Source organism: Motilimonas eburnea (assembly GCF_021295345.1).
GTDB classification, from domain to species: domain Bacteria; phylum Pseudomonadota; class Gammaproteobacteria; order Enterobacterales; family CBDFNC01; genus Motilimonas; species Motilimonas eburnea.
Map to the genome: position 1 here is coordinate 1 of NZ_JAIMJB010000027.1, position 20,623 is coordinate 20,623.

Here is a 20,623-nt window from a genome sequence, read left to right on the forward strand (position 1 = left end):
GGCGATTCGTTACCATTGCGTTGTTAGCCGTGGCTTTCAACATGAGTATTCACACAGATTGCATGATTAGATTGTTAAAGAACGTTGACTCAGTGGCTTTCGCTTCACCTCGTCAGGGCTGCGCATTTTACGCTAGCCGCTTTGAAAGTCAATCGTTAATTTTAACAAATTTTCGATTTTTCTTTCTGGCGTTCAAACTGAGGTTTGAGGCCAACTGATGTGGCTTCAAGCCTTGCTCCGTAAGAGCCGCTGCGCCGTGTCAGTGGATGCGCATTATAGGGAGATTCGATTTCGGCGCAAGGCTTTTTTGTAAGAAATCTGCAATTAAATTTACAGCACAAGTTACCATCAAGTTATCCACAAAATTCCCCCAGAGTTATTGATAAAAGCCACCTTGTTTACAATAAGAAAGGCCTTATCTAAATGCTTAGATAAGGCCTTTATGACTCACATGAAACTAATTATTGGCTTAAGCTTGGATCCCAATCTTTCCAAACCACTTCATAACCACGGGATTTCACCATCTGCGCAACCACATCTGGTGCTCTGTCATCTGATATTTCAAATTGCTCTAATGCTTTTTCTGACGTATCGGCATAACCGCCGGGTTGCGTACTTGAGCCTGCGCTCATAGTGGTGATGCCCAACGGAATAACATGGTTGCGAAAATGTTCCGACTCACGCGTTGATAATGACAACTCAACCTCAGGGCTAAATAAACGATAAGCACAGATCAATTGCACCAACTGTTTATCTGTCATGATCGACTTTGGCTGAAAGCCCCCTTCGCATGGGCGAAGACGTGGAAATGAGATGGTATAGCGAGTTTGCCAATACTTTTTCTCTAAGTAAGCCAAATGAGAGGCGACAAAGAAACAATCGGTACGCCATTCTTCTAGACCAATTAGACTACCTATCCCTATCTTATGTACGCCAGCGCGACCCAATCTATCAGCCGTGTCTAATCGATACCAAAAATCCGACTTCTTGCCTTTTAGGTGATGCTCTGCATAAGTCACCGTATTATAGGTTTCCTGATAAACCAACACCGCATCTAAACCTAGTTCGATAAGCGCTTCGTATTCATCTTGGTCAAGGGGCTGCACTTCAATCGTAATATGAGAGAAGTATTGTCTGATCAATGGAAAGGCTTGGCGAAAGTATTCCATACCTACTTTTTTTTCTGACTCACCCGTCACCAACAAAATATGGTCAAAGCCCATTCTTTTGATGGCTTTGAGTTCAGCTTCCAGCTGCTCCATATCTAATGTGGTACGACGGATCTTATTACCCATTGAAAAACCACAATAGGTGCAGATGTTGCTACACATATTAGAAAGGTATAAAGGAATGTAAAATTGCACCGTTTTACCAAAGCGCTGCTGAGTCAGCGCCATGGATTTTTGTGCCATTTGCTCAAGGTAAGGCTCGGCCGCCGGTGAGATCAAAGCCTTAAAGTCTTCAATACTCAAACGCGACTTAGTTAGCGCTCGTTCAACATCCTTGGCCGTCTTACTGTAGATAGAAAGACGTACATCATCCCAATTAAGGGCTTTTAGCTGCTCGGCGAAGCTCATGCTCCCTCCAAGAAGGCCGTTAAAGGACTCGATGCCACCGCTTGCTGAACTTGACCTGCCAATCCAGCTTCGTAAGCCATACGGCCCGATGCCACCGCCATGGCAAAAGCGCGGCTCATGGCAACGGGATCGCCTGCAACCGCAATCGCCGTATTAACCAATACCGCATCAGCGCCCAGCTCCATGGCCAACGCGGCATGACTTGGACTGCCGATCCCAGCATCGACGACGACCGGCACATTAGCTTGCTCTATGATGATTTCCAAAAAGTCCTGCGTGCGTATGCCTTTATTAGAGCCAATTGGCGCACCTAAGGGCATCACTGCTGCACAGCCCACTTCTTCAAGGCGTTTACACAATACCGGATCGGCGTGCACATAAGGCAGCACCACAAACCCCTCGCGCGCGAGCTCTTCTGCTGCTGTTAGGGTTTCAATGGGATCGGGCAATAGGTATTTAGGATCAGGATGAATTTCAAGTTTCACCCAATTAGTTTGCAGTGCTTCTCTGGCAAGTTTAGCCGCAAATACCGCTTCCTTAGCAGTACGGGCGCCCGAGGTATTTGGCAGTAAGTTCATGCCATTGGCGATGAGCGGCGCCAAAATATCATCATCACGATTTTGCATATCAACGCGTTTTAGCGCCATGGTCACCAGTTGTGAACCCGATGCCGCCAGCGCATCCACCATGCTTTTCTTGTCTGAAAATTTGCCCGTGCCGGTGAATAAGCGCGAACTAAACGTTTTATCCGCTATGGTTAACATGATTAGCCTCCTGCTATGGCTTGAAACAAGGCGATATCATCGCCGTCCTGTAACACATGATCAGGCCATTCGCTTCGACTGATAATGTTTTGGTTAATGGCTAACGCCATCCCTTGCTCCGCATGGCCTAATGCTGCTAACAAGTCGATGACTTTCGTCGCTTTTGCAACCTGCTGCGATTGGCCATTGATGACGATGGTAATTTCTTTCATATAGTAAATTTGGCTCTAACTAGATCACTTGGAATACGGCTGGCAGACTGGGCAGTCTGGGTCACGCTTAATTGCAAAGCTCTGCCAATTTAAAGACAAGCCATCAAACAGCTTAAGCTGATTTTTGATGCCACTTGGCAGTCCCACGATATATTTAATGGCTTCTAAGGCTTGCAATGACCCTATGGTGCCAACTACCGGTCCGAGCACGCCTGAATTGCTACAATTTAGGGCTTGCTCCTCGGTAGATGGAAATAAGCAGTGGTAACACGCACTATCTGGTTGGCTAAAATCAAACATCATCAGCTGGCCTTCAAGTCGTATGCCCGCGCCCACAATCAAAGGCGTCTTAGTTTGGCAACAGACTTGGCTGATCAAATGCCGACTCGCCAAATTATCGGTGCAATCCAAGACGATATCGGCTAAACCAATCTCCATTGCCAGTTGGCTTTGCGCCATCTTTTTGTTGATCACGCGAATGCGAATGTGATCATTAAGTGCCAGTAGACGCGATTTTGCTGCATCGACCTTAGCTTGACCTACTTGCTCACTGTCATAACAAATTTGCCGCTGCAAATTAGTTACATCTAACTGGTCAAAGTCCGCCAACACCAGCGAGCCGACACCCGCAGCCGCTAGATACATAGACGCCGGCGCGCCTAAGCCGCCCATGCCCATGATCAAAACCTTAGCTTGTTTGAGTTTTAGCTGGCCCGCTTCACCGACGTTCTCCAGTAACAAATGACGGCTATATCTGAGGGTTTCGGCATCGTTAAGCATCAATTAAGACTCCATCACCGCATTAAAGGCGTCAACCACGGCTTTGGGATCATCCGCCAAAGTGATCGCCGTGACCACAGCTATGCTGCCAACGCCCGTTTGCCACACCATAGGCGCTCGCTCTAGATTAATACCACCAATAGCTACGGTTGGAATGTCGTTCATTAAGGCTGCGTATTTTTCTAACCGAATCAAACCTTGCGGCCGCGACGGCATATCTTTGGTTTGAGTTGGGAAAATATGGCCCAATGCGATATAGCTAGGCTGTAATTTTTTCGCCCGTAGCATTTCATAATAGCCATGGGTACTTAAACCTAGCCTTAAACCCGCGCGACTGATTTGCGGTAACACCGCATCATTAAGATCTTCTTGGCCAAGATGGACGCCATAAGCGCCATGCTTAATCGCCAATTGCCAATAATCATTGATAAACATGCGGGCGTTGTATTGTTTGCCCAAGGCAATGGCGGCAATCACATCCGCTTCCACCTCGTCGTCGCTTTTATCTTTGATTCTCAGTTGCAGGGTTTTTACGCCCATCTCGAGTAAACGTTGGCACCAGTCGACCGAGTCCACCACGGGATAAAGTCCGAGCTTGTCGGTATCACAGCGCGCAAAGCCTTGGCCTTCGGCCAACTCACCTTGCAGATTTAGCAATCGCCCTAGTTCAGAGCCTGGCAAGATAACCTCAGGGAAATCCACCGGATCCGTTGGCCAACCTAAATGAGCCACAGGGCCAGGACCTTTACCTTTACTTGAAGCCGCTTTTAAGCCTTGATTTAAGTAAGCCTTGGCAACCACTAAGGCATCTTCAATCGGGTAATCGAGCGCTAATACTGTGGCAATCGCAGACGATAAACTGCAACCAGTACCGTGACTATGAGGACTGTCGATGCGCAACGTGCCAAGCACAATTTCGCGTTCACCATCGGTCCAGAAGTCCATACAGACATCGTCCACCAGCTCCAAATGGCCGCCTTTGATCAAGATGCTGCCACAGCCTTTATCCAGCAACACCTTGGCACTGCGGCGAATATCGTGACTAGAAGTAATGATCACTTGCGTCAGCACCTCTAGCTCATCGGCGTTAGGCGTGAGTAGGTCGATATAAGGTAAAAGGGTATCTAAAACAGCTTGTTGCAAACCTGCTTGTGCCATATTAGCACCGCTTGAGGCCACCGCGATGGGATCATAAATAACATACGGCTTATGGGGTAACTTAGCGAAAAATTTCGCTAATAACTCCACTTGGCTCACCGTGGACAGCAAGCCTACCTTGATCACGTCGGCCGGCATATCATCGGCAAGGGAATCCAGCTGGCTAAGAAACATCTCATCCGATACCGGCTCCACCAGCCTGACCGCCACCGAATTTTGCGCGGTGACCGCACTAATGACACAGCAACCATAACCACCAAGGGCATTGATGGTATGTAAATCTGCTTGGATCCCTGCACCACCGCCTGAGTCACTGCCCGCTATGGTCCAAACAATCGGAGTACTACTTGAGTTTTTGCTCATCTCTTGCCCCTAAGCCCGTTCACATTGCACCAAATTAATTATGTTAGCCTGCCATATTAGTGGCAGGCTAACACTAAGGTTTCGATTAAAATCAAAGAATTAAACTTGAGGCTGATAAATCTCAGCGCCTTTTTCTTTAAACTCTTCTGATTTTTGCTTCATCCCTTCTTCCGGCGATACGGTTACAACTTCATCAAGTAGTTTAACCTGAATTTCACCCGCCTCTAGTTTGGCTGCGTAATCACGTACATCTTGGGTGATCTTCATTGAGCAGAACTTAGGACCACACATAGAGCAGAAATGAGCAATTTTGCCTGACTCTTGTGGTAAGGTTTCGTCGTGGAACGCACGTGCCGTGTCAGGATCTAAACCTAGGTTAAATTGATCTTCCCAGCGAAATTCAAAACGCGCTTTCGATAAGGCATTGTCGCGGATTTGAGCCCCCGGATGACCTTTAGCCAAATCGGCCGCGTGAGCCGCTAGCTTGTACGTCACCAGACCGGTTTTCACGTCATCTTTATTCGGTAAGCCTAAGTGCTCTTTTGGCGTGACGTAACACAACATGGCACAGCCGTACCAGCCGATTTGCGCAGCGCCTATGCCTGACGTGATGTGGTCATAACCCGGTGCGATATCCGTGGTCAGTGGACCTAAGGTGTAAAATGGCGCTTCATGACATTTCTCAAGCTGCTCATCCATGTTCTCTTTGATCATCTGCATCGGCACGTGACCCGGGCCTTCGATCATCACCTGAACATCGTATTCCCAAGCAATCTTGGTCAGCTCGCCTAAGGTTTTTAGCTCTGAGAATTGCGCTTCGTCATTGGCATCAGCTACCGAACCTGGACGCAAACCGTCACCTAGGGATAACGCCACATCATATTGGGCACAAATTTCACAAATTTCACGGAAATGCTCATAGGCAAAGTTCTCTTTGTGATAAGTCAAACACCATTTGGCCATGATAGAGCCGCCGCGCGATACAATACCCGTTAAACGGTTTGCCGTCATAGGGACATAACGCAGTAGCACACCCGCGTGAATGGTAAAGTAATCCACCCCTTGCTCGGCTTGTTCAATCAAGGTATCACGGAAAATTTGCCAGTTTAGATCTTCGGCAACGCCGTTTACCTTCTCAAGGGCTTGGTAAATTGGCACGGTACCGATTGGCACAGGTGAGTTACGTAAGATCCACTCACGGGTTTCATGAATATAACGGCCAGTAGACAAATCCATCACCGTATCGCCGCCCCAACGGGTAGACCAAACTAGCTTTTCAACTTCTTCTTCGATTGAAGAGGAAACCGACGAGTTACCTATATTAGAGTTAACCTTCACCAAGAAGTTACGCCCGATGATCATCGGCTCGGTTTCTGGGTGGTTAATGTTACATGGAATGATCGCGCGACCTTCCGCCACTTCTTTACGCACAAACTCTGGCGTGATGTTTTCCGGTAAATTTGCGCCGAAGTTTTGGCCCGGATGTTGGAACTTTAAACGCTCACTGCGAATGCGCTCACGGCCCATGTTTTCACGGATCGCGATGTATTCCATTTCTGGGGTAATAATACCTTGGCGGGCATAATGCATTTGGGTCACGTTTTTGCCCGGCTTAGCACGGCGAGGCTTAGGTAAATGCTCAAAACGAATATGGTCTAAACCTTCATCGGCCATACGTTGTTGGCTAAATTGCGACGTCAAGCCTTCTAGCTCTTCCGTGTCATCACGGTCTAACACCCATTGCTTACGCAACTTAGGTAAGCCTTTGTGCACATCAATTGCAACATTAGGATCTGTATATGGGCCAGACGCATCATACACAGGGATCGGCTCGTTAGGCTCAAACTGCGGATTATCTTCGGTGCCACCGATAAAAGTATCCGCCTGATGAATTTGGCGCATCGCCACTTTAACGCCCGGTAATTTACCTTCGATAAAGATTTTTTCAGAGTTAGGGAATGACTCGTTACCGAGGTTTTGAATGTATTCTTGAGCCGCTTTACGCGCGTCTCTTCTGCTAATAGCCATAAGCAATTTTCACCTTGATTCCAGTTAAGTGTGACGAATTGCTTGCCGAGAGGTGGAGGTATAAACCTATATAGATCTGTTTTTAAAAAGGTTTAGCCTTGTTCCCTTCGTAGGTCTTAACCCAATCAGGTTCCACGGATCCTGCAACTGCAGTCTCAGCCTTAGAGAAAACGTCTCTTTGGCACTCCGACAAGAGCGCTAAGTATAATCAAGAGAACGCAGAAACAAAAGCAGGAAATGGACAAATAAACATCACGCCTAGACCCAAATCATCTCGCTTGGCGGCAGGAAAAGGGTGAGCTTAGCAGGTTAATAAGCTAAAATATTCATCATAATGGCAAGTAGGAGAAAGCATATGACTCATCTTGACGTCCCCTCACCCTGCGTGCGAAATTGCTGTTTAGATGAACAAGACATTTGCATGGGATGCCATCGCAGCCTAGATGAAATCATTGCTTGGCACGATAGCTCGTATGCACAAAAGCAAGCAATCATCACTCAAGCCAAACAGCGCGCATCAAAGGTTAGGCAAGTAGATATGAAACTCAAGCCCCCCTTCACTGGGTAATGAAGCATTAATCTGGCCAGACATTTTCTGCGATACGAGGTTATATACTTGGTTTAACCCAAGTCCGGCCCCCTGCTGACGCGCCTTAGTGAAAAATGGCTCAAAGATATGCTTGAGCTCCTCATCAGAAACCCCTTTTCCTGAATCTTTATAATGAATGATAATGCCATCTTGGTGAGGCTGTGCCGAAATATTGATATCCATAGGCTGATCATCCACAAATCCATGCTGTAAGGAATTAAGCAGCAGATTGACGATGACCTGCACCAATGCCCCGGAAAAAGAGCGCACCGTGAGATCTTGTGGAATGCGGTTGTGTACGGTTAATGGTTTATTCTTGATCTCGTGATGATAGCTCAGCAGTATATTTTTTATGACATCATGGGGGATCAACACGGCTAAACTATCCGATATTTGGTCCACCGCTAATGCCTTAAAGCTTTTGACCAAGTTGGCAGCTCGCTCCAAATTACTCTGAATTAACTCTACACTTTCCAAGCTCGTGTCTGCCACATGTTGCAGCGCCGATTTCTTGATCGCCCCGGTGGCCATCATATCGCTTAGTTGCTTACTCATCTCTGCCAATAGCGATGAAGCGGTGATCGAAATACCCAAAGGCGTATTGATTTCATGTGCCACCCCAGATACCAAGCCCCCTAACGACGCGATTTTTTCTGCTTCTATCAGTTTTTCCTGAGTATCAACCAACTGCTTGATCTTCTGCTCTAATTCCAAGGTGCGCTTTTTTACCATCAACTCAAGCTCTTCATTCATTTTTTTGAGCTTAAACTCGGCGCGTTTTTTGATAATGACATGGCTGAGCATTGAGCCCAGCAAACCAAAAATCTCTCTGATATGAGGCGTCAGCGCTCTATGGTGTAACAGATTATCTGCGGCAATAAACCCAATAGGTTTTTCATTATCCCAAAGCGTCACCATGGCTTGCCAGCCCTTGCCGACCACCTTGTTGTAATGCACCAAATCTTGGTCTTGGAATACGGTGACATAATCGCGCCGAGTAATGGCCTCTAACACGATGGGTGAATGACTTAATGGCTTACTGAACCCGCGCTCATCCACCACATTACCGAACTCATCTGTGCCAAATGTGCCCACTTGATTAGAGCCTTCCAATAACAGCAAGCCCATGCGCTCTATCTCGAGCTTTTCTAAAGAAAGTTCAACACTGCGCCGGTATAGAGAGTCCATGTCCGGACTATTACTTAACTCGACCGATATTTTGTGTAGGTTCTTCAACAACTCTTTGAATCGGGCGCTAGATTGTTCCGTGCCAAATACCGATTTAGTTGCCGCAACAGAATGAGACTCATCGCGAATAACGTATAACACGCAGTCGGATTCAGGGTGAACGTAGCGCTCGAGTATCACGAGAAAGGTGATATTGTCTTGGTTTTTAGCTTGGCGATAAGCAGCAGGTACATCACTGACATCAACATTAATCAGCTCTTCAAAAGCCATCTGCACTATCTGATCGGGCGCATAGCCAAACATATTACACATGGCCTGATTGGCCTTGATAACTTTATTGTTACGATCGCAAATAATCATACCATCGGTACTTTTACGATAATGCTGCTCTAATAAGTTAAACAAAACATGTTCTGAGATCACAGACGCCCCGACGTTACTTCCCTAACTAAATGAAGATTAGTCTATTTTTTCAAGGTCTGCATAAAATGACCGCGCCATCGGAAGCGAACTCAACAGCAAACAACTAGCTCCCTAACACCCAACCTAAAGCCAGTAAGCAGCAATAGAGAAAACTGGCCATCGCCGTCATTTTAAGGGCTTGATTTAGGCACTCTCCCTCCTCGGTTTGTTGCAGCGTCAGCGAGGCTCGCAGCAACAAAGGCAATGCCAACAAAAATCCATAATGAAACGGACTGAAGTCCAAGGTGGACTGATAAACAAGCGAGCTCACCACGGCCAAGGTCAGTAATCCCCATTGATAGCGGCGCGCGCCAGTTCGCCCTAAACGAAGCGCCAATGTTTTCTTGCCCGCTTTGCGGTCGGTGACGATGTCTCGGGTATTATTGATATTGAGGACACTGGTCGCCAGCGCACCACAGCTTATAGCAGGAAGAAATATCAACCAATTCAAACTAAGTTGATACAGGTAAAAGCTGCCCATGACCCCCAATAGGCCAAAAAATAGAAAAACCGCCAGATCCCCTAAGCCCATGTAACCATAAGGATGCTTACCCATGGTATAGGTGATTGCTGCGACAATAGATAACGCCCCTAAGCCAATAAAGCTCAGCCACTGCCAAATATCATCAAAAACATAATGTAATAGGCCTAAACCGGACAAAATGGCCAGCAAGGTCGTCAGACCAATGGCTATTCGCATCTGCAATGGGGTCACTAAGCCCGCTTGTGTGACTCGCAAAGGCCCAATACGCTCAGCATCATCCGCGCCAGTCAAGGCATCGCCGTAATCATTGGCTAAATTAGAAATAATTTGCAGCAAGATAGCCGTCAACAAACATAAAATAAGTATGACAGCATCAAACACTTGATACTGATATGCCAAACCCGCAGCGGTCACAATCGAGCCACAAGCCAGAGGCAAAGTTCGCGGCCGAATGGCAGGCAGCCAAACCTGATACCAAGATTGTTGTTGCATTAAATTCCCTTCCCCTGCGATGACGAAGGCTGCATTTTCCCTAAGATTCGGTTAAATTAGCAAGCACTTATACCAAATTCAGCTGCAACACTTGATTGCTAAACGTTCCATGATGACCCAAACCTAGGTAGCAATCCGGCGCTGTATAGCTTGAGAAGATCTTCTTTTGTGAAAATTTGATGCTCGCTTTTGACACACTAAAACACACACTCACCACCTTGCGCGCGAATGATGAAGGCTATATCAGCATTCATATGACATTGCCGCCCATGTCTTTATTGGCATGGCTAAAGGCTCAGCACCAGTTTCCACAGATCTATTTTGGCGATAAAGATCATCAAGGTGAAGTCGCTTGCCTAGGTTGTGCTTGGCAAACCAACACACCACACGTGCCAACGCACCTTGCTAAAGCCAGACTATACGGTGGCATAGGGTTTGCCGATGCGAGTCAATGGCCCGACTTTCCTCATTGTCAGTTTATGATGCCGCGGCTTGAGATACGTCGTCAGGGCAAAATTCTTAAGCTTGTTTGCAACCTCTACTGGGCAGAATCGGACTTTGCGACAGAAATTAGCAAAACCCTTGAACTGCTGGCCAACCTAACCGAGCCGACAGAATTAAACTTTAGCCCCAGCAAACCATTGGCGCGACAAGATTTACCCAATCAACACGATTGGCAAAAATTAGTACAACAGATAACCAACCCCAGTTTTCAGCAACATACTGCTAAAGTCGTGTTATCACGCCAAACCAAACTCACCCTAGCCAATGAGATTGACCATCATGGCTTGCTGGATCAATGGCGAGCCCTGAACCCAAATTGTTTTAGCTTTCTGATTTCGTGGTCACCTCAGGTGCACTTCTTGGGCTGTACACCCGAACGCCTGTACTTACGCACTGGCGCTCGATTAACGACGGAGTCCCTTGCAGGCACCATGCCACGAGGTGCAAACCAAGATGATGATCAGCAAAACAGTGAAGCATTACTGAATCTGCGAAAATTTAAACGCGAGAATCAATTAGTATTAGATGACATCATGGCGCACCTTCAACAGGTTAGCTATGATATCGGATTAGATAGCATAGGCGTATTAAAGCTCAATCAAGTTCAACACTTAAAGCAGCGCATCCATGCTTACTTGAAACCAGAGGCCAGTGATCACGCGCTACTCTCTACCCTGCATCCCACCCCTGCGGTCGGGGGCACACCGCGTGATAATGCGTTGCAATTTATTCACCAACACGAGCCTTATCAACGCGGTTGGTATGCTGGCGCTGTCGGCGTGTTAAGCCAACAACAAAGCCAATTTGCGGTGGCCATCCGCAGCGCCTTAGTGCGCAGCCATGAAGTGTGCTTGTTTGCGGGAGCGGGGATCGTCAAGGGATCGCTACCTTCCCATGAATGGCAAGAATTAGAACACAAAATAGCAACGCCGCTGCAACTTTTAACAGGCAATGCACCCTAGCCCCACTAAACTTATCGAGCGAAAGCTAACCATGGAAAACCGCCTATGAAAACGACACCGGCCAGCAACATCAGCCTATTATGGGGCCAACTCATCATTGAAAGCTTAGTGCGCTGCGGCGTCACTCACTTTTTTGTTGCGCCAGGTTCACGTTCCACTCCCCTTACCCTCGCCGCCCATGAGCATCCAGAGGTCAGCTTTCACACGCACTTTGATGAGCGGGGATTGGGTTACTTTGCCCTGGGTGCCGCCAAAGCCTTGACCGCACCTGTGGCCGTGATCACGACTTCTGGCACCGCTGTTGCAAACCTTTATCCCGCGATTATTGAAGCGAAATTAACCCAAGTTCCATTGATTATCTTGACGGCGGATCGCCCCGAAGAGCTCCATCAATGCGGCGCGAATCAGGCCATCGACCAAGTAGGCATTTTCGCTAACCACACGGTATGGCGAGTCGATTTAGCCACCGCCAGCACCCAGATCCCAGCAAATTATGTCCTCACCCATATCGAACAAGGCCTATTTGCACAGCAACAACAGAGTGGGCCCATACATATTAACTGTAAATTTCGTGAACCTTTTTACGCCAAACAATTAAGCCAAGATTTACGTCACTATCTCGCATCAGTCCACCCTTGGCTAACCAGCCAATCGCCTTATTTGCAAAAACGCGCGGGCCAAACTAACACGCCCCCCTTGCCTGACTGGAATGAGGTACAGCAACAACGGGGGCTTATTGTCGTAGGCAGGTTAACGCAAATAGAACAAGCCCAAGAGATTGCCGCATTTGCTCAAGCCTTGGGCTGGCCATTGTTGATGGATATTCAATCCAGCGGCAAAGGCCATCCTTGGTCGCTCAATTATTACGATCAATTATTGCATCACGCTGATTTTGTAGAACAGTTAAATCAAGCCGAGGTGATATTACAGTTTGGGGATCGCTTGGTCTCTAAACGTTTGTTACATTATCTAAGCCAAACCCGAGCACGCTTAATCCAGGTTCAAACTCACCAAGAGGCAACCAGCCCTAACCACACTATGGGGCAGTATTATTGCGCCGACATTGCCACCTGGCTAGCCGTGCACCCGGTAACACACCACCATCCTTGGGGCGAATGGCTCTACCAGGCTGACCAAGCCATGGCACAATTTATGGAGCAAGGTGCATCACAACAGGGATATGAATTATCCGAAGTTTCCGTTAGCCAATGCTTAACGCGCTTAGCGCCCGACAACAGCACCTTGTTTATTGGCAATAGCTTACCCGTGCGCTTAATGGATATGTTTGCTCAAGCCAATTCAAAACAACAACGGGTCTTTACCAACCGAGGTGCCAGTGGTATCGATGGCATATTGGCCAGTGCGATAGGTGTCGCGTTGATCCTAGAGCATCGTCCGACAACCTTATTAGTTGGCGATACCTCTCTGCTGCATGACCTCAACTCCTTAGCCCTATCATCACAATTAACATCAGCTCTGGTCGTGATTGTATTAAATAATGATGGCGGCAGTATTTTTAACTTATTACCCGTACCAGAAGAGAGCGATGTCGTCGCCCAATGTTATCAACTGCCCCACGGGCTGCATTTTACTGCCGCAGCGAAGCTGTTTGGTCTAACCTATTTACGGCCAAGCAGCCAACAAGAGTTTGAACTCGATTATGCCTCCGCATTGGTTGAGCCAGGTATCACCCTGATTGAAGTGTGTGTCCCCGCAACGCAAAGCAGCGACATGATCCAAGCCTTAGCCGGGCAGGTTAAGCAACTTGAGCTCTAAGGCGACCTTGATAGGCAACCCCATTCCCTTATCGCTACATTGCCATTACCATTTAGAGGGCAATGGCACTCCTTGGGTATTCATTCATGGCTTACTGGGTAACCGCCATGATTGGCAACATGTGTTAAGGTCACTCCCCCCTGAGTGTAACTGGTTATGCTTAGATCTGCCCGGACACGGTGGCAGCGACAAGTTGACACTGACTGAGGGCAAAGGGTTTACCCATACCGCCGATCTGATCGCCTCTTGCCTCAATCAATTAGGCATAACTCAGTGCCATTTGATTGGCTATTCACTCGGTGGTCGCATAGCGATGTTTTTTGCAAAACAATACCCACAATACATCGCCTCTTTAGTGCTTGAGTCCGCTCACCCAGGTTTAGTCAGTGAAGCTGAAAAAGCCGCTCGTTTGAGCCACGACCAAGCATGGGCACAGCGCTTTAGCCACCAGCCCCTCCACCAAGTCTTAACGAGCTGGTATCAACAAGCGGTATTTCGTGATTTAACCCAGCAGCAACAGAATCGGTTATGCCAATTAAGACAGAGCAACCAAGGCTCAGCGATAGCCAATATGCTCGATGCAACCTCATTGGGGCGCCAGCCTAATCTCACTCCCAGCCTACAAGCAACCCCTGCTCCCATCCACTACTTAGTGGCCGATAGTGATACTAAGTTCAGTACTATCGCAAGGCAGTTAGCCCAGCAAGTTCCGAATCTGAAATTACACCGTTTTACTGAGGCGGGTCATAATATTCATTGGGCTAAGCCGCTAGAATATAGTCAAATCTTACAACAATTGTTAAGCAAATAAGGCGATATCAACCTTTGTCTCCCATAGTAGGGAAAAAGGCCCTAGCCAAAAAATCGATTTACAATAAAATATCAATAAACGTGTTAGCTAAATCATTAAGCTAACTTAGCTTTTGCATTCAAGGTTTATAATGACTATCTCAACAATTCAATCCGCGCTCGACTGGCAAGCTTGTGATAATGGCTATCAAGATATTCTCTATCATAAAGCCGAAGGTATCGCCAAAATTACCATTAACCGCCCTCAGGTACGCAATGCTTTTCGCCCATTGACCGTCAAAGAAATGATCCACGCGCTGGCAGATGCGCGTTATGACGATCAAGTCGGGGTGATTATTCTCACAGGGCAAGGCGATCTCGCCTTTTGTTCAGGAGGCGATCAAAAAGTCCGCGGTGATTCCGGATACCAAGATGACTCTGGGGTACATCATTTAAATGTACTTGACTTTCAACGCCAAATTCGTACCTGTCCGAAACCGGTTGTGGCCATGGTGGCCGGTTATGCTGTCGGCGGTGGCCACGTTCTTCACATGATGGCCGATTTAACCATTGCCGCAGAAAATGCTCAGTTTGGCCAAACCGGCCCCAAAGTAGGCTCGTTTGATGGCGGTTGGGGGGCCAGTTATATGGCCCGTATCGTAGGTCAAAAGAAGGCCCGTGAAATTTGGTTTTTATGCCGTATGTATGATGCACAAGGAGCATTAGACATGGGGTTGGTGAATACCGTGGTGCCCCTCGAAAAACTCGAACTTGAAACGGTTCAGTGGTGTAAAGAAATGCTGCAAAATAGCCCCATGGCCCTACGCTGCTTAAAAGCGGCACTGAATGCCGACTGCGATGGTCAAGCAGGCCTTCAGGAGCTGGCTGGTAATGCGACCATGCTGTTTTACATGACCGAAGAGGGTCAAGAAGGACGCAACGCATTTAATGAGAAGCGCCCACCTGATTTTGCCAAGTTTGGCCGTAACCCCTAGTTTCATAGCGAAAGATGATCCTGCGTCAGGTTGAGATCTATCGCGGTTCATTGGCACTAAAACAGCCAATGAACTTTGCGGGGCTCACGCTCGCACAACGCGAGCTAGCTTATGTTTGCGCCTTCAACACCCAGTTAAAGCGACCCGTGCGCGCAGAGCTTGCGCCTTTGCCAGGCTTTAGTCAGGAAACATTAGACCAAGCCATTGACGAGCTCGTCCAAGCCGCCCAAGGCAATACCCAAGCACTTGTTTCACCCAGCGCGGCATTTACCTGGGATTGCCTACTACACGGCATTACTGCGTTGCCCGTGCCTACCGATATTCCACTGTTACAGGGCCAAGGGACGCAATTGATCCAAGACTACCGCGAGTTAAATTGCCCGGATCAGATAAAACTCAAGGTGGCACGATGGCAGCCCTCGATTGAGCTTCACACTATCAATCAACTTATCGCATTAAACCCTAACTTAAGATGTCGCCTCGACGCGAATCAAGGCTGGAGCCTCGCCCAAGCTCAGCATTTCTGCCATCAGCTCCCACCTTCACACATAGAGTACATAGAAGAGCCATGTAAACACCTTGCCGATGCCATTGCGGCATTAGCGCCAACCGGTATTAAACTGGCTTTGGATGAGCAATTGCAACAGCCCCAATGGCCAGAGCCAGAGATGCGCCATCCAAGTATTCATGCCTTGATCATCAAGCCGAGTTTAGTGGGCAGCTTTAGTCGCATTAAAGCCTTGCTCAATCTAGCTAAACAACATCAGCAACGTGTGATCATCAGCAGTGCTTTTGAAAGCCCATATGGCCTTGGACTGCTCTCACAATTAGCCAAAATGTGGACTCCCAACGAAGTACCTGGGTTAGATACCGTTAAATATTTTACTGGGCAAGCGCTAGGGCAACACTGGCCATCTTGGCCATCACTTAAAGTAACTCAGGAGGGCAGTCGATGACGTCAGCTGTACCGACTCAGCTACCTTGCCCTGTCAAAGCACAACTCCCCAACCGGGCCAGTGCTATTGCTATCTATCGCCATGGACCCGCAACGCCACTCAGTTATGCTGAACTGGATCAAGCCATATCCGCATTAAACTTACCCCAAATTCCCTCAGGTGAAGTACTGGCTGTTATCCTCGATGAACCACTATCATTAATTATTTGGCTACTCGCCTGTCTGCGCCAAGGCATTATTTTTTGCCCCATCGATCCACGCTTAACCGAACCAGAGATCCAGCAGCGCTGTCGTCATGCAGGGATAAAATATTATGTGAGTGCAAACAAATACAAAGTTGCAGGGTTAACAAAGGTTTCTCCAAGAGTCACACCCGAGGCCATACCCGAGGCCAAACCCGAGGCCATACCTGAGCAGCCAAAGCCCGGTATCGCCACCGAGCCGCCCCTTCACTTTGATCTTAATCAGCCGGCCACCTTAGTATTCACTTCGGGCAGCAGCGGTTCAGCTAAAGCCGCACAGCACAGTTTGGGCAATCACTATTACAGTGCGCTGGGCTCTCAGCTCTTGATTCCATTTACCTCAAATGACTGCTGGCTGTTGAGCTTGCCCCTTTATCATATCGGCGGCATCGCCTTAGTGTTTCGCGCCTTGTTTGCAGGGGGCAGCATTGCCCTTGGCAGTAGAGCAACTCAACACGACCTAGCGTGCTTTCCTGTCACCCATGCCTCATTGGTTCCTACTCAGGTTTATCGTTTATTACAACATGCCAACGATCTGGGGGGGTTATCCTTGCGTTATTTACTCGTGGGGGGCGCAGCATTAACAAATACCTTATGCCAACAGCTCGCTGAGCAACCCTTTACCTCTTTCGCAAGTTATGGCTTAACCGAGATGAGCTCGCAGGTCGCCACGGTAAAAATTACTCCGCATACGGTACAACCTTTATCGTATGAAATTTTACCCTACCGCCAAGTAAACATAGAGCAGCAAGGGATCATGCTCAGTGGTCCTTGTTTATTTATGGGTTACCGCCAGCATGGCCGACTCATTGCACCGCCGTTACCCTTTAATAGTCAAGATAGCGGTCGGATCACAGGCCAAACACTGCAAGTCACAGGGCGATTAGACAATATGTTTATTGCCGGCGGCGAAAATGTGCAACCAGAGCAAGTGGAACAAGCCCTTGCTAACTTTGCCATGGTTAAACAAGCGATTGTCGTGCCCATTGATGATCCCGAATTTGGCCAAGTTGCGGTGGCCTATATTGATTGGCAAGCCAACGCCGCGCCAACGCGTTTAGCCCAACTGTGCCGGGAGCAACTTCCGCCATGGCAAAGGCCTAAGCACTTTTTAGCTTGGCCCCAGTGGCCAGGGTTAAAACCGAATCGAAAAGCCTTAGCACATCAGGCTGAACAAATTTTAACCAAGCGATAAAATTGAAAAAATTCTTTGCGTTCTATCACGTTTTACCTGCCACTCGTCTGACCAATACGCCAATTGTCACACGCAATTTGCGCTTTATTTTATCTCAGCTATAAATAAACCCGTCTCTTGCAAAATCAAAGACTAGTCAAACAAACATCTAGTTGCAGATACTGCCCGAGCCAAATGGCACACCACTAAAGAAGCTTAATCAAAATACAAAATTATAAGCCAGGTGTCGTCATTCTGACATAAATCTTCTATAGCCTACTTCGCTATCAGATGGGTCGAATCTTAAAACCAAATTATGTCCGCAACCCCAAGGGTTGCAGGATGAAAGGCTTAAATAAAATTCGATATATTTTTGGAGATACAATGAACGACATTCATAAGTTAGAGATTTTACCAGGTAGCCAAGCTTTAGCCTCTGTTGCTGCGTTTCAAAACCTTAGCTCTGATTTAGATGATTACCGTATGCAGTTAATGGATTTACATCAGACCATGATTAAATCAGGTTTCACTATCCCCGTTGACGCTGCGGAATGGGTTCGCGAAAGAGGATGTGATTACCTGCAAAACCCAAAACTATTTGAAAACGCGCCGCTCACCTATGTGTGCACCTTATTGTGCGAGTTGTTCAAATCAAAAAGCATTGACGATATTAGCAAAACCATTGCGCCAGCAACCCTAAACACCCTGTTAGCGCGTTTAAACAGTTTCAAACTACACTAAAACAGATATATCTACACCCATTCTTGGCCGATATTTATCGGCCTTTTTTTTGTCTGTATTTTCTTTTTCCCTATCGGCCTAACCATCCCCAGTTTGCATGTCAAAATGCAAAAAGCGTCGGTCACTGCCTCTCCAAAAAAGAACAAAAACCAAATAAAACAACTGATTAAAAATTGGAACAATACTTGATGTAATCCCCCTACTAGTTAGGAGGTGATATATGAAAACAACGAAAAAACGTCTTTCACTGCTATGTTTATTAGCCACTGGCGCTTTTATTTCAACGGCATCCGTCGCATCAGAGCCCTTCGCTACCTGTCCAAGTAAGGCTTACTTATTCCAAGGTAACCCTGTCACGGTTTATGGTGTCAATCTTGTTTCTGGCTCAAACAGCATTTTACAAGACAATACGGGCATGGCTGGCAATATCAACGGCCTGGGGTTTAATGACAACGATAGATACATTTATGGCTTTAATACCACCCTGTTTCAAGTCGTGCGGCTAGACCAAGATTTTCAAGCCACGCCTTTAAATGTTTCAGGTCTGCCACAAAACAAAACCTTTTTTGTCGGTGATGTATTCAATGATACTTATTATCTGTATCGCAAAGGTACCGGCTTTTATCGCATTGATTTATCACCATTAAAGGACGATCCTGCGAGCCCCTTAGTTGCGGAGCTGATTAATGAGAGCGCCAAACTTAACTTAACTGATTTTGCCTTCCATCCAAAAACCAATCAGTTATACGGGGTAGATAACCAAACGGGGATACTTTACCAACTTGATCCCAGTAACGGTAATACCACCCAAATCGGTGACACCCAAGAGCTAGGTACCTTTGGTGCCATGTATTTTGACGTCAACGGCTTTTTATATTTATCGCGCAACCAAGATGGCCTGATTTACCGTGTTGATTTATCGACAGAGCAAAAAATCGCATCTGGACAAGTGAAGGCCGTCAAGTTTGCTGATGGCCCAAGCTCTAACCAAAATGATGGGGCTCGCTGCGCCAATGCGCCCATCATCGACGAAGATACCCCCGCCAATATTGACTTTGGTGATGCGCCAGCCAGCTATGGGACCAATTTAGCCGATAACGGCGCCCGCCACGAATTAGACCAGCTGACTTGGCTCGGGCTTGATCGCCCTGATGGCGAATATGACGGCCCAACGGGTGCCCTTTCTGATGATGAAACAAACCTTGCAGATGAAGATGGCGTTGGCTTTGTTACCGCCCTTGAACCTGGACTAGACAGTGTGATTAACGTGCAAGCCTCAACCTCAGCTTACCTATCCGCTTGGTTTGATTGGAATCAAGATGGTGATTTTGCCGATGCGGGAGAGCAAGGTATACAGGACTACCCTGTCAATGCCGGTCAAAACCCAATCGTGCTTTCGGTACCAGTGGATGCAACAACAGGCAATACGTGGAGCCGGTTTCGGATCAGCCAACAAAGCGGACTCAATTTCGATGGCGGCGCCAAATCGGGAGAAGTGGAAGATCACGCCATCACTATCACCCCAAGTAATGCTTACCTACGCCATTTCCCTAGCGAAAATGGTTGGGTCACACTGGCCTTTGAAGATAATTGGCCTCAAATAGCCGACTACGACATGAACGATGTCGTGATGCGCTATCGCATCACCGAAGTCATTGCCGACAACCACATTGCTAAGGTGATCGTAGCAGGGCAACTACAAGCACTCGGCGCCAGTTACCCAAGTGGCTTTGCCGTTCGGCTGCCTAACGTCTTGGCTGCCAATATCGCCACCAACAAGCTTCGCATGCAGCATCGCAACCGCATTATCGAGCAAAGTCCAATCGAAGCAGATATGCTTGAAGCCAGCTTTATTATCAGTCCGAACCTCAATGATGAAGTGCCAACCGGCTGCGCTTACTATCGTTCACAAATAGATTGTCGACAAGCCTTGGATTTTGATTTCTCACTGAATATCAGTTTCCAACAACCCATCCCTTTATCCGAAATGCCAGCAGTGCCTTACGATCCCTTTATTTTTGCAACACCGGGACGATATCACGGCGATGGTTTTGATACCCATCCAGGGCGAGGATTAGAAATACATTTACCCGACCAAGCTCCAACTGAAAAATTCAACCGTGATTACTACCAAATGTATGACGATACCAGCGATCCCCAAACAGACCGTTACTTTAAAACCAACAACAATCTGCCATGGGCGTTAATGATATTTGATAGCTGGCAGTGGCCTAAGGAGCGAGCGGATTTACTCGACGCCTACCCACAATTTAGGGATTTCACTGAATCCGGTGGGCAACAAAGCCTAGATTGGTTTAAGCCTTCCCATGCTGAACAAGACCATCTTTATTAAGCATAAGCAGCAATCAACTGAATAAGAGGACACAA

17 protein-coding genes and 1 riboswitch are annotated in these 20,623 nt (G+C 47.5%); of the genes, 9 read left to right on the plus strand and 8 right to left on the minus strand.

The features are described from left to right. Positions 1–461: 461 nt before the first annotated feature. The 6 genes from thiH to thiC all read right to left on the minus strand — a co-directional run bounded on the left by thiH (position 462) and on the right by thiC (position 6,882). Complete coding sequence (gene thiH, locus K6Y21_RS19195; protein ID WP_233073516.1) at positions 462–1,577, minus strand: 2-iminoacetate synthase ThiH; 1,116 nt, start codon at positions 1,575–1,577, stop codon at positions 462–464. Next, positions 1,574–2,341, minus strand: coding sequence for a thiazole synthase (locus K6Y21_RS19200; protein ID WP_233073517.1), 768 nt, complete (start codon positions 2,339–2,341; stop codon positions 1,574–1,576). Before K6Y21_RS19200 ends, thiH begins: the two co-directional genes overlap by 4 nt. 2 nt (positions 2,342–2,343) lie before the next feature. Further along, positions 2,344–2,553, minus strand: a complete 210-nt coding sequence (gene thiS, locus K6Y21_RS19205) for a sulfur carrier protein ThiS (RefSeq protein ID WP_233073518.1) — start codon at positions 2,551–2,553, stop codon at positions 2,344–2,346. 24 nt (positions 2,554–2,577) lie between these two features. Further along, positions 2,578–3,333: a HesA/MoeB/ThiF family protein gene (locus K6Y21_RS19210; protein WP_233073554.1), complete on the minus strand. Its 756-nt coding sequence runs from the start codon at positions 3,331–3,333 to the stop codon at positions 2,578–2,580. Positions 3,334–3,336: 3 nt separating this feature from the next. Further along, positions 3,337–4,854 (minus strand): thiamine phosphate synthase, encoded by a 1,518-nt coding sequence (gene thiE, locus K6Y21_RS19215; RefSeq protein WP_233073519.1) that lies wholly within the window; start codon positions 4,852–4,854, stop codon positions 3,337–3,339. Positions 4,855–4,953: 99 nt separating this feature from the next. After that, positions 4,954–6,882: a phosphomethylpyrimidine synthase ThiC gene (gene thiC, locus K6Y21_RS19220; RefSeq protein WP_233073520.1), complete on the minus strand. Its 1,929-nt coding sequence runs from the start codon at positions 6,880–6,882 to the stop codon at positions 4,954–4,956. Positions 6,883–6,967: 85 nt separating this feature from the next. Further along, a riboswitch (TPP riboswitch) is annotated at positions 6,968–7,081 on the minus strand. Between the two features lie 156 nt (positions 7,082–7,237). Between thiC and K6Y21_RS19225 the strand changes: the two genes are divergently transcribed. Further along, positions 7,238–7,450 (plus strand): DUF1289 domain-containing protein, encoded by a 213-nt coding sequence (locus K6Y21_RS19225; protein ID WP_233073521.1) that lies wholly within the window; start codon positions 7,238–7,240, stop codon positions 7,448–7,450. Here the strand turns inward: K6Y21_RS19225 and K6Y21_RS19230 are convergent. Both K6Y21_RS19230 and K6Y21_RS19235 read right to left on the minus strand, forming a co-directional pair. Then, on the minus strand, positions 7,400–9,082 hold the full coding sequence (locus tag K6Y21_RS19230; RefSeq protein WP_233073522.1) for an ATP-binding protein: 1,683 nt from the start codon (positions 9,080–9,082) through the stop codon (positions 7,400–7,402). The two genes, K6Y21_RS19225 and K6Y21_RS19230, sit on opposite strands and share 51 nt — an antisense overlap. A 103-nt stretch (positions 9,083–9,185) precedes the next feature. After that, positions 9,186–10,097, minus strand: a complete 912-nt coding sequence (locus K6Y21_RS19235; protein ID WP_233073523.1) for a 1,4-dihydroxy-2-naphthoate polyprenyltransferase — start codon at positions 10,095–10,097, stop codon at positions 9,186–9,188. Between the two features lie 179 nt (positions 10,098–10,276). Here K6Y21_RS19235 and K6Y21_RS19240 point away from each other — a divergent pair, with 179 nt between their 5' ends. From K6Y21_RS19240 to K6Y21_RS19275, 8 genes are all read left to right on the plus strand, one after another. Continuing rightward, on the plus strand, positions 10,277–11,563 hold the full coding sequence (locus K6Y21_RS19240; protein ID WP_233073524.1) for an isochorismate synthase: 1,287 nt from the start codon (positions 10,277–10,279) through the stop codon (positions 11,561–11,563). Positions 11,564–11,608: 45 nt separating this feature from the next. Next, entirely contained in the window at positions 11,609–13,339 is a 1,731-nt protein-coding gene (gene menD / locus K6Y21_RS19245) for a 2-succinyl-5-enolpyruvyl-6-hydroxy-3-cyclohexene-1-carboxylic-acid synthase (RefSeq protein WP_233073525.1), read from the plus strand. After that, complete coding sequence (gene menH, locus K6Y21_RS19250) at positions 13,329–14,150, plus strand: 2-succinyl-6-hydroxy-2,4-cyclohexadiene-1-carboxylate synthase (RefSeq protein ID WP_233073526.1); 822 nt, start codon at positions 13,329–13,331, stop codon at positions 14,148–14,150. The genes menD and menH overlap by 11 nt, the downstream gene beginning before the upstream one ends. 130 nt (positions 14,151–14,280) lie before the next feature. Continuing rightward, positions 14,281–15,123 (plus strand): 1,4-dihydroxy-2-naphthoyl-CoA synthase, encoded by an 843-nt coding sequence (gene menB, locus K6Y21_RS19255; RefSeq protein WP_233073527.1) that lies wholly within the window; start codon positions 14,281–14,283, stop codon positions 15,121–15,123. A 14-nt stretch (positions 15,124–15,137) separates the two neighbouring features. Then, positions 15,138–16,079, plus strand: a complete 942-nt coding sequence (gene menC, locus K6Y21_RS19260) for an o-succinylbenzoate synthase (RefSeq protein WP_233073528.1) — start codon at positions 15,138–15,140, stop codon at positions 16,077–16,079. After that, the gene (locus K6Y21_RS19265; protein ID WP_233073529.1) at positions 16,076–17,515 is read left to right on the plus strand and encodes an AMP-binding protein; all 1,440 of its coding nucleotides are present in this window, start codon (positions 16,076–16,078) and stop codon (positions 17,513–17,515) included. Before menC ends, K6Y21_RS19265 begins: the two co-directional genes overlap by 4 nt. 363 nt (positions 17,516–17,878) lie before the next feature. After that, positions 17,879–18,235 (plus strand): hypothetical protein, encoded by a 357-nt coding sequence (locus tag K6Y21_RS19270; RefSeq protein WP_233073530.1) that lies wholly within the window; start codon positions 17,879–17,881, stop codon positions 18,233–18,235. A 220-nt stretch (positions 18,236–18,455) separates the two neighbouring features. After that, positions 18,456–20,588: an LruC domain-containing protein gene (locus K6Y21_RS19275; protein WP_233073531.1), complete on the plus strand. Its 2,133-nt coding sequence runs from the start codon at positions 18,456–18,458 to the stop codon at positions 20,586–20,588. Positions 20,589–20,623 lie beyond the last annotated feature (35 nt).

Coding starts and splice junctions, on each gene's coding strand:
- thiH (WP_233073516.1), bottom strand. CDS start 1,577: ATGAGCTTCGCCGAGCAGCTAAAAGCCCTTAATTGGGATGATGTACGT.
- K6Y21_RS19200 (WP_233073517.1), bottom strand. CDS start 2,341: ATGTTAACCATAGCGGATAAAACGTTTAGTTCGCGCTTATTCACCGGC.
- thiS (WP_233073518.1), bottom strand. CDS start 2,553: ATGAAAGAAATTACCATCGTCATCAATGGCCAATCGCAGCAGGTTGCA.
- K6Y21_RS19210 (WP_233073554.1), bottom strand. CDS start 3,333: ATGCTTAACGATGCCGAAACCCTCAGATATAGCCGTCATTTGTTACTG.
- thiE (WP_233073519.1), bottom strand. CDS start 4,854: ATGAGCAAAAACTCAAGTAGTACTCCGATTGTTTGGACCATAGCGGGC.
- thiC (WP_233073520.1), bottom strand. CDS start 6,882: ATGGCTATTAGCAGAAGAGACGCGCGTAAAGCGGCTCAAGAATACATT.
- K6Y21_RS19225 (WP_233073521.1), top strand. CDS start 7,238: ATGACTCATCTTGACGTCCCCTCACCCTGCGTGCGAAATTGCTGTTTA.
- K6Y21_RS19235 (WP_233073523.1), bottom strand. CDS start 10,097: ATGCAACAACAATCTTGGTATCAGGTTTGGCTGCCTGCCATTCGGCCG.
- K6Y21_RS19240 (WP_233073524.1), top strand. CDS start 10,277: ATGCTCGCTTTTGACACACTAAAACACACACTCACCACCTTGCGCGCG.
- menD (WP_233073525.1), top strand. CDS start 11,609: ATGAAAACGACACCGGCCAGCAACATCAGCCTATTATGGGGCCAACTC.
- menB (WP_233073527.1), top strand. CDS start 14,281: ATGACTATCTCAACAATTCAATCCGCGCTCGACTGGCAAGCTTGTGAT.
- menC (WP_233073528.1), top strand. CDS start 15,138: ATGATCCTGCGTCAGGTTGAGATCTATCGCGGTTCATTGGCACTAAAA.
- K6Y21_RS19265 (WP_233073529.1), top strand. CDS start 16,076: ATGACGTCAGCTGTACCGACTCAGCTACCTTGCCCTGTCAAAGCACAA.
- K6Y21_RS19270 (WP_233073530.1), top strand. CDS start 17,879: ATGAACGACATTCATAAGTTAGAGATTTTACCAGGTAGCCAAGCTTTA.
- K6Y21_RS19275 (WP_233073531.1), top strand. CDS start 18,456: ATGAAAACAACGAAAAAACGTCTTTCACTGCTATGTTTATTAGCCACT.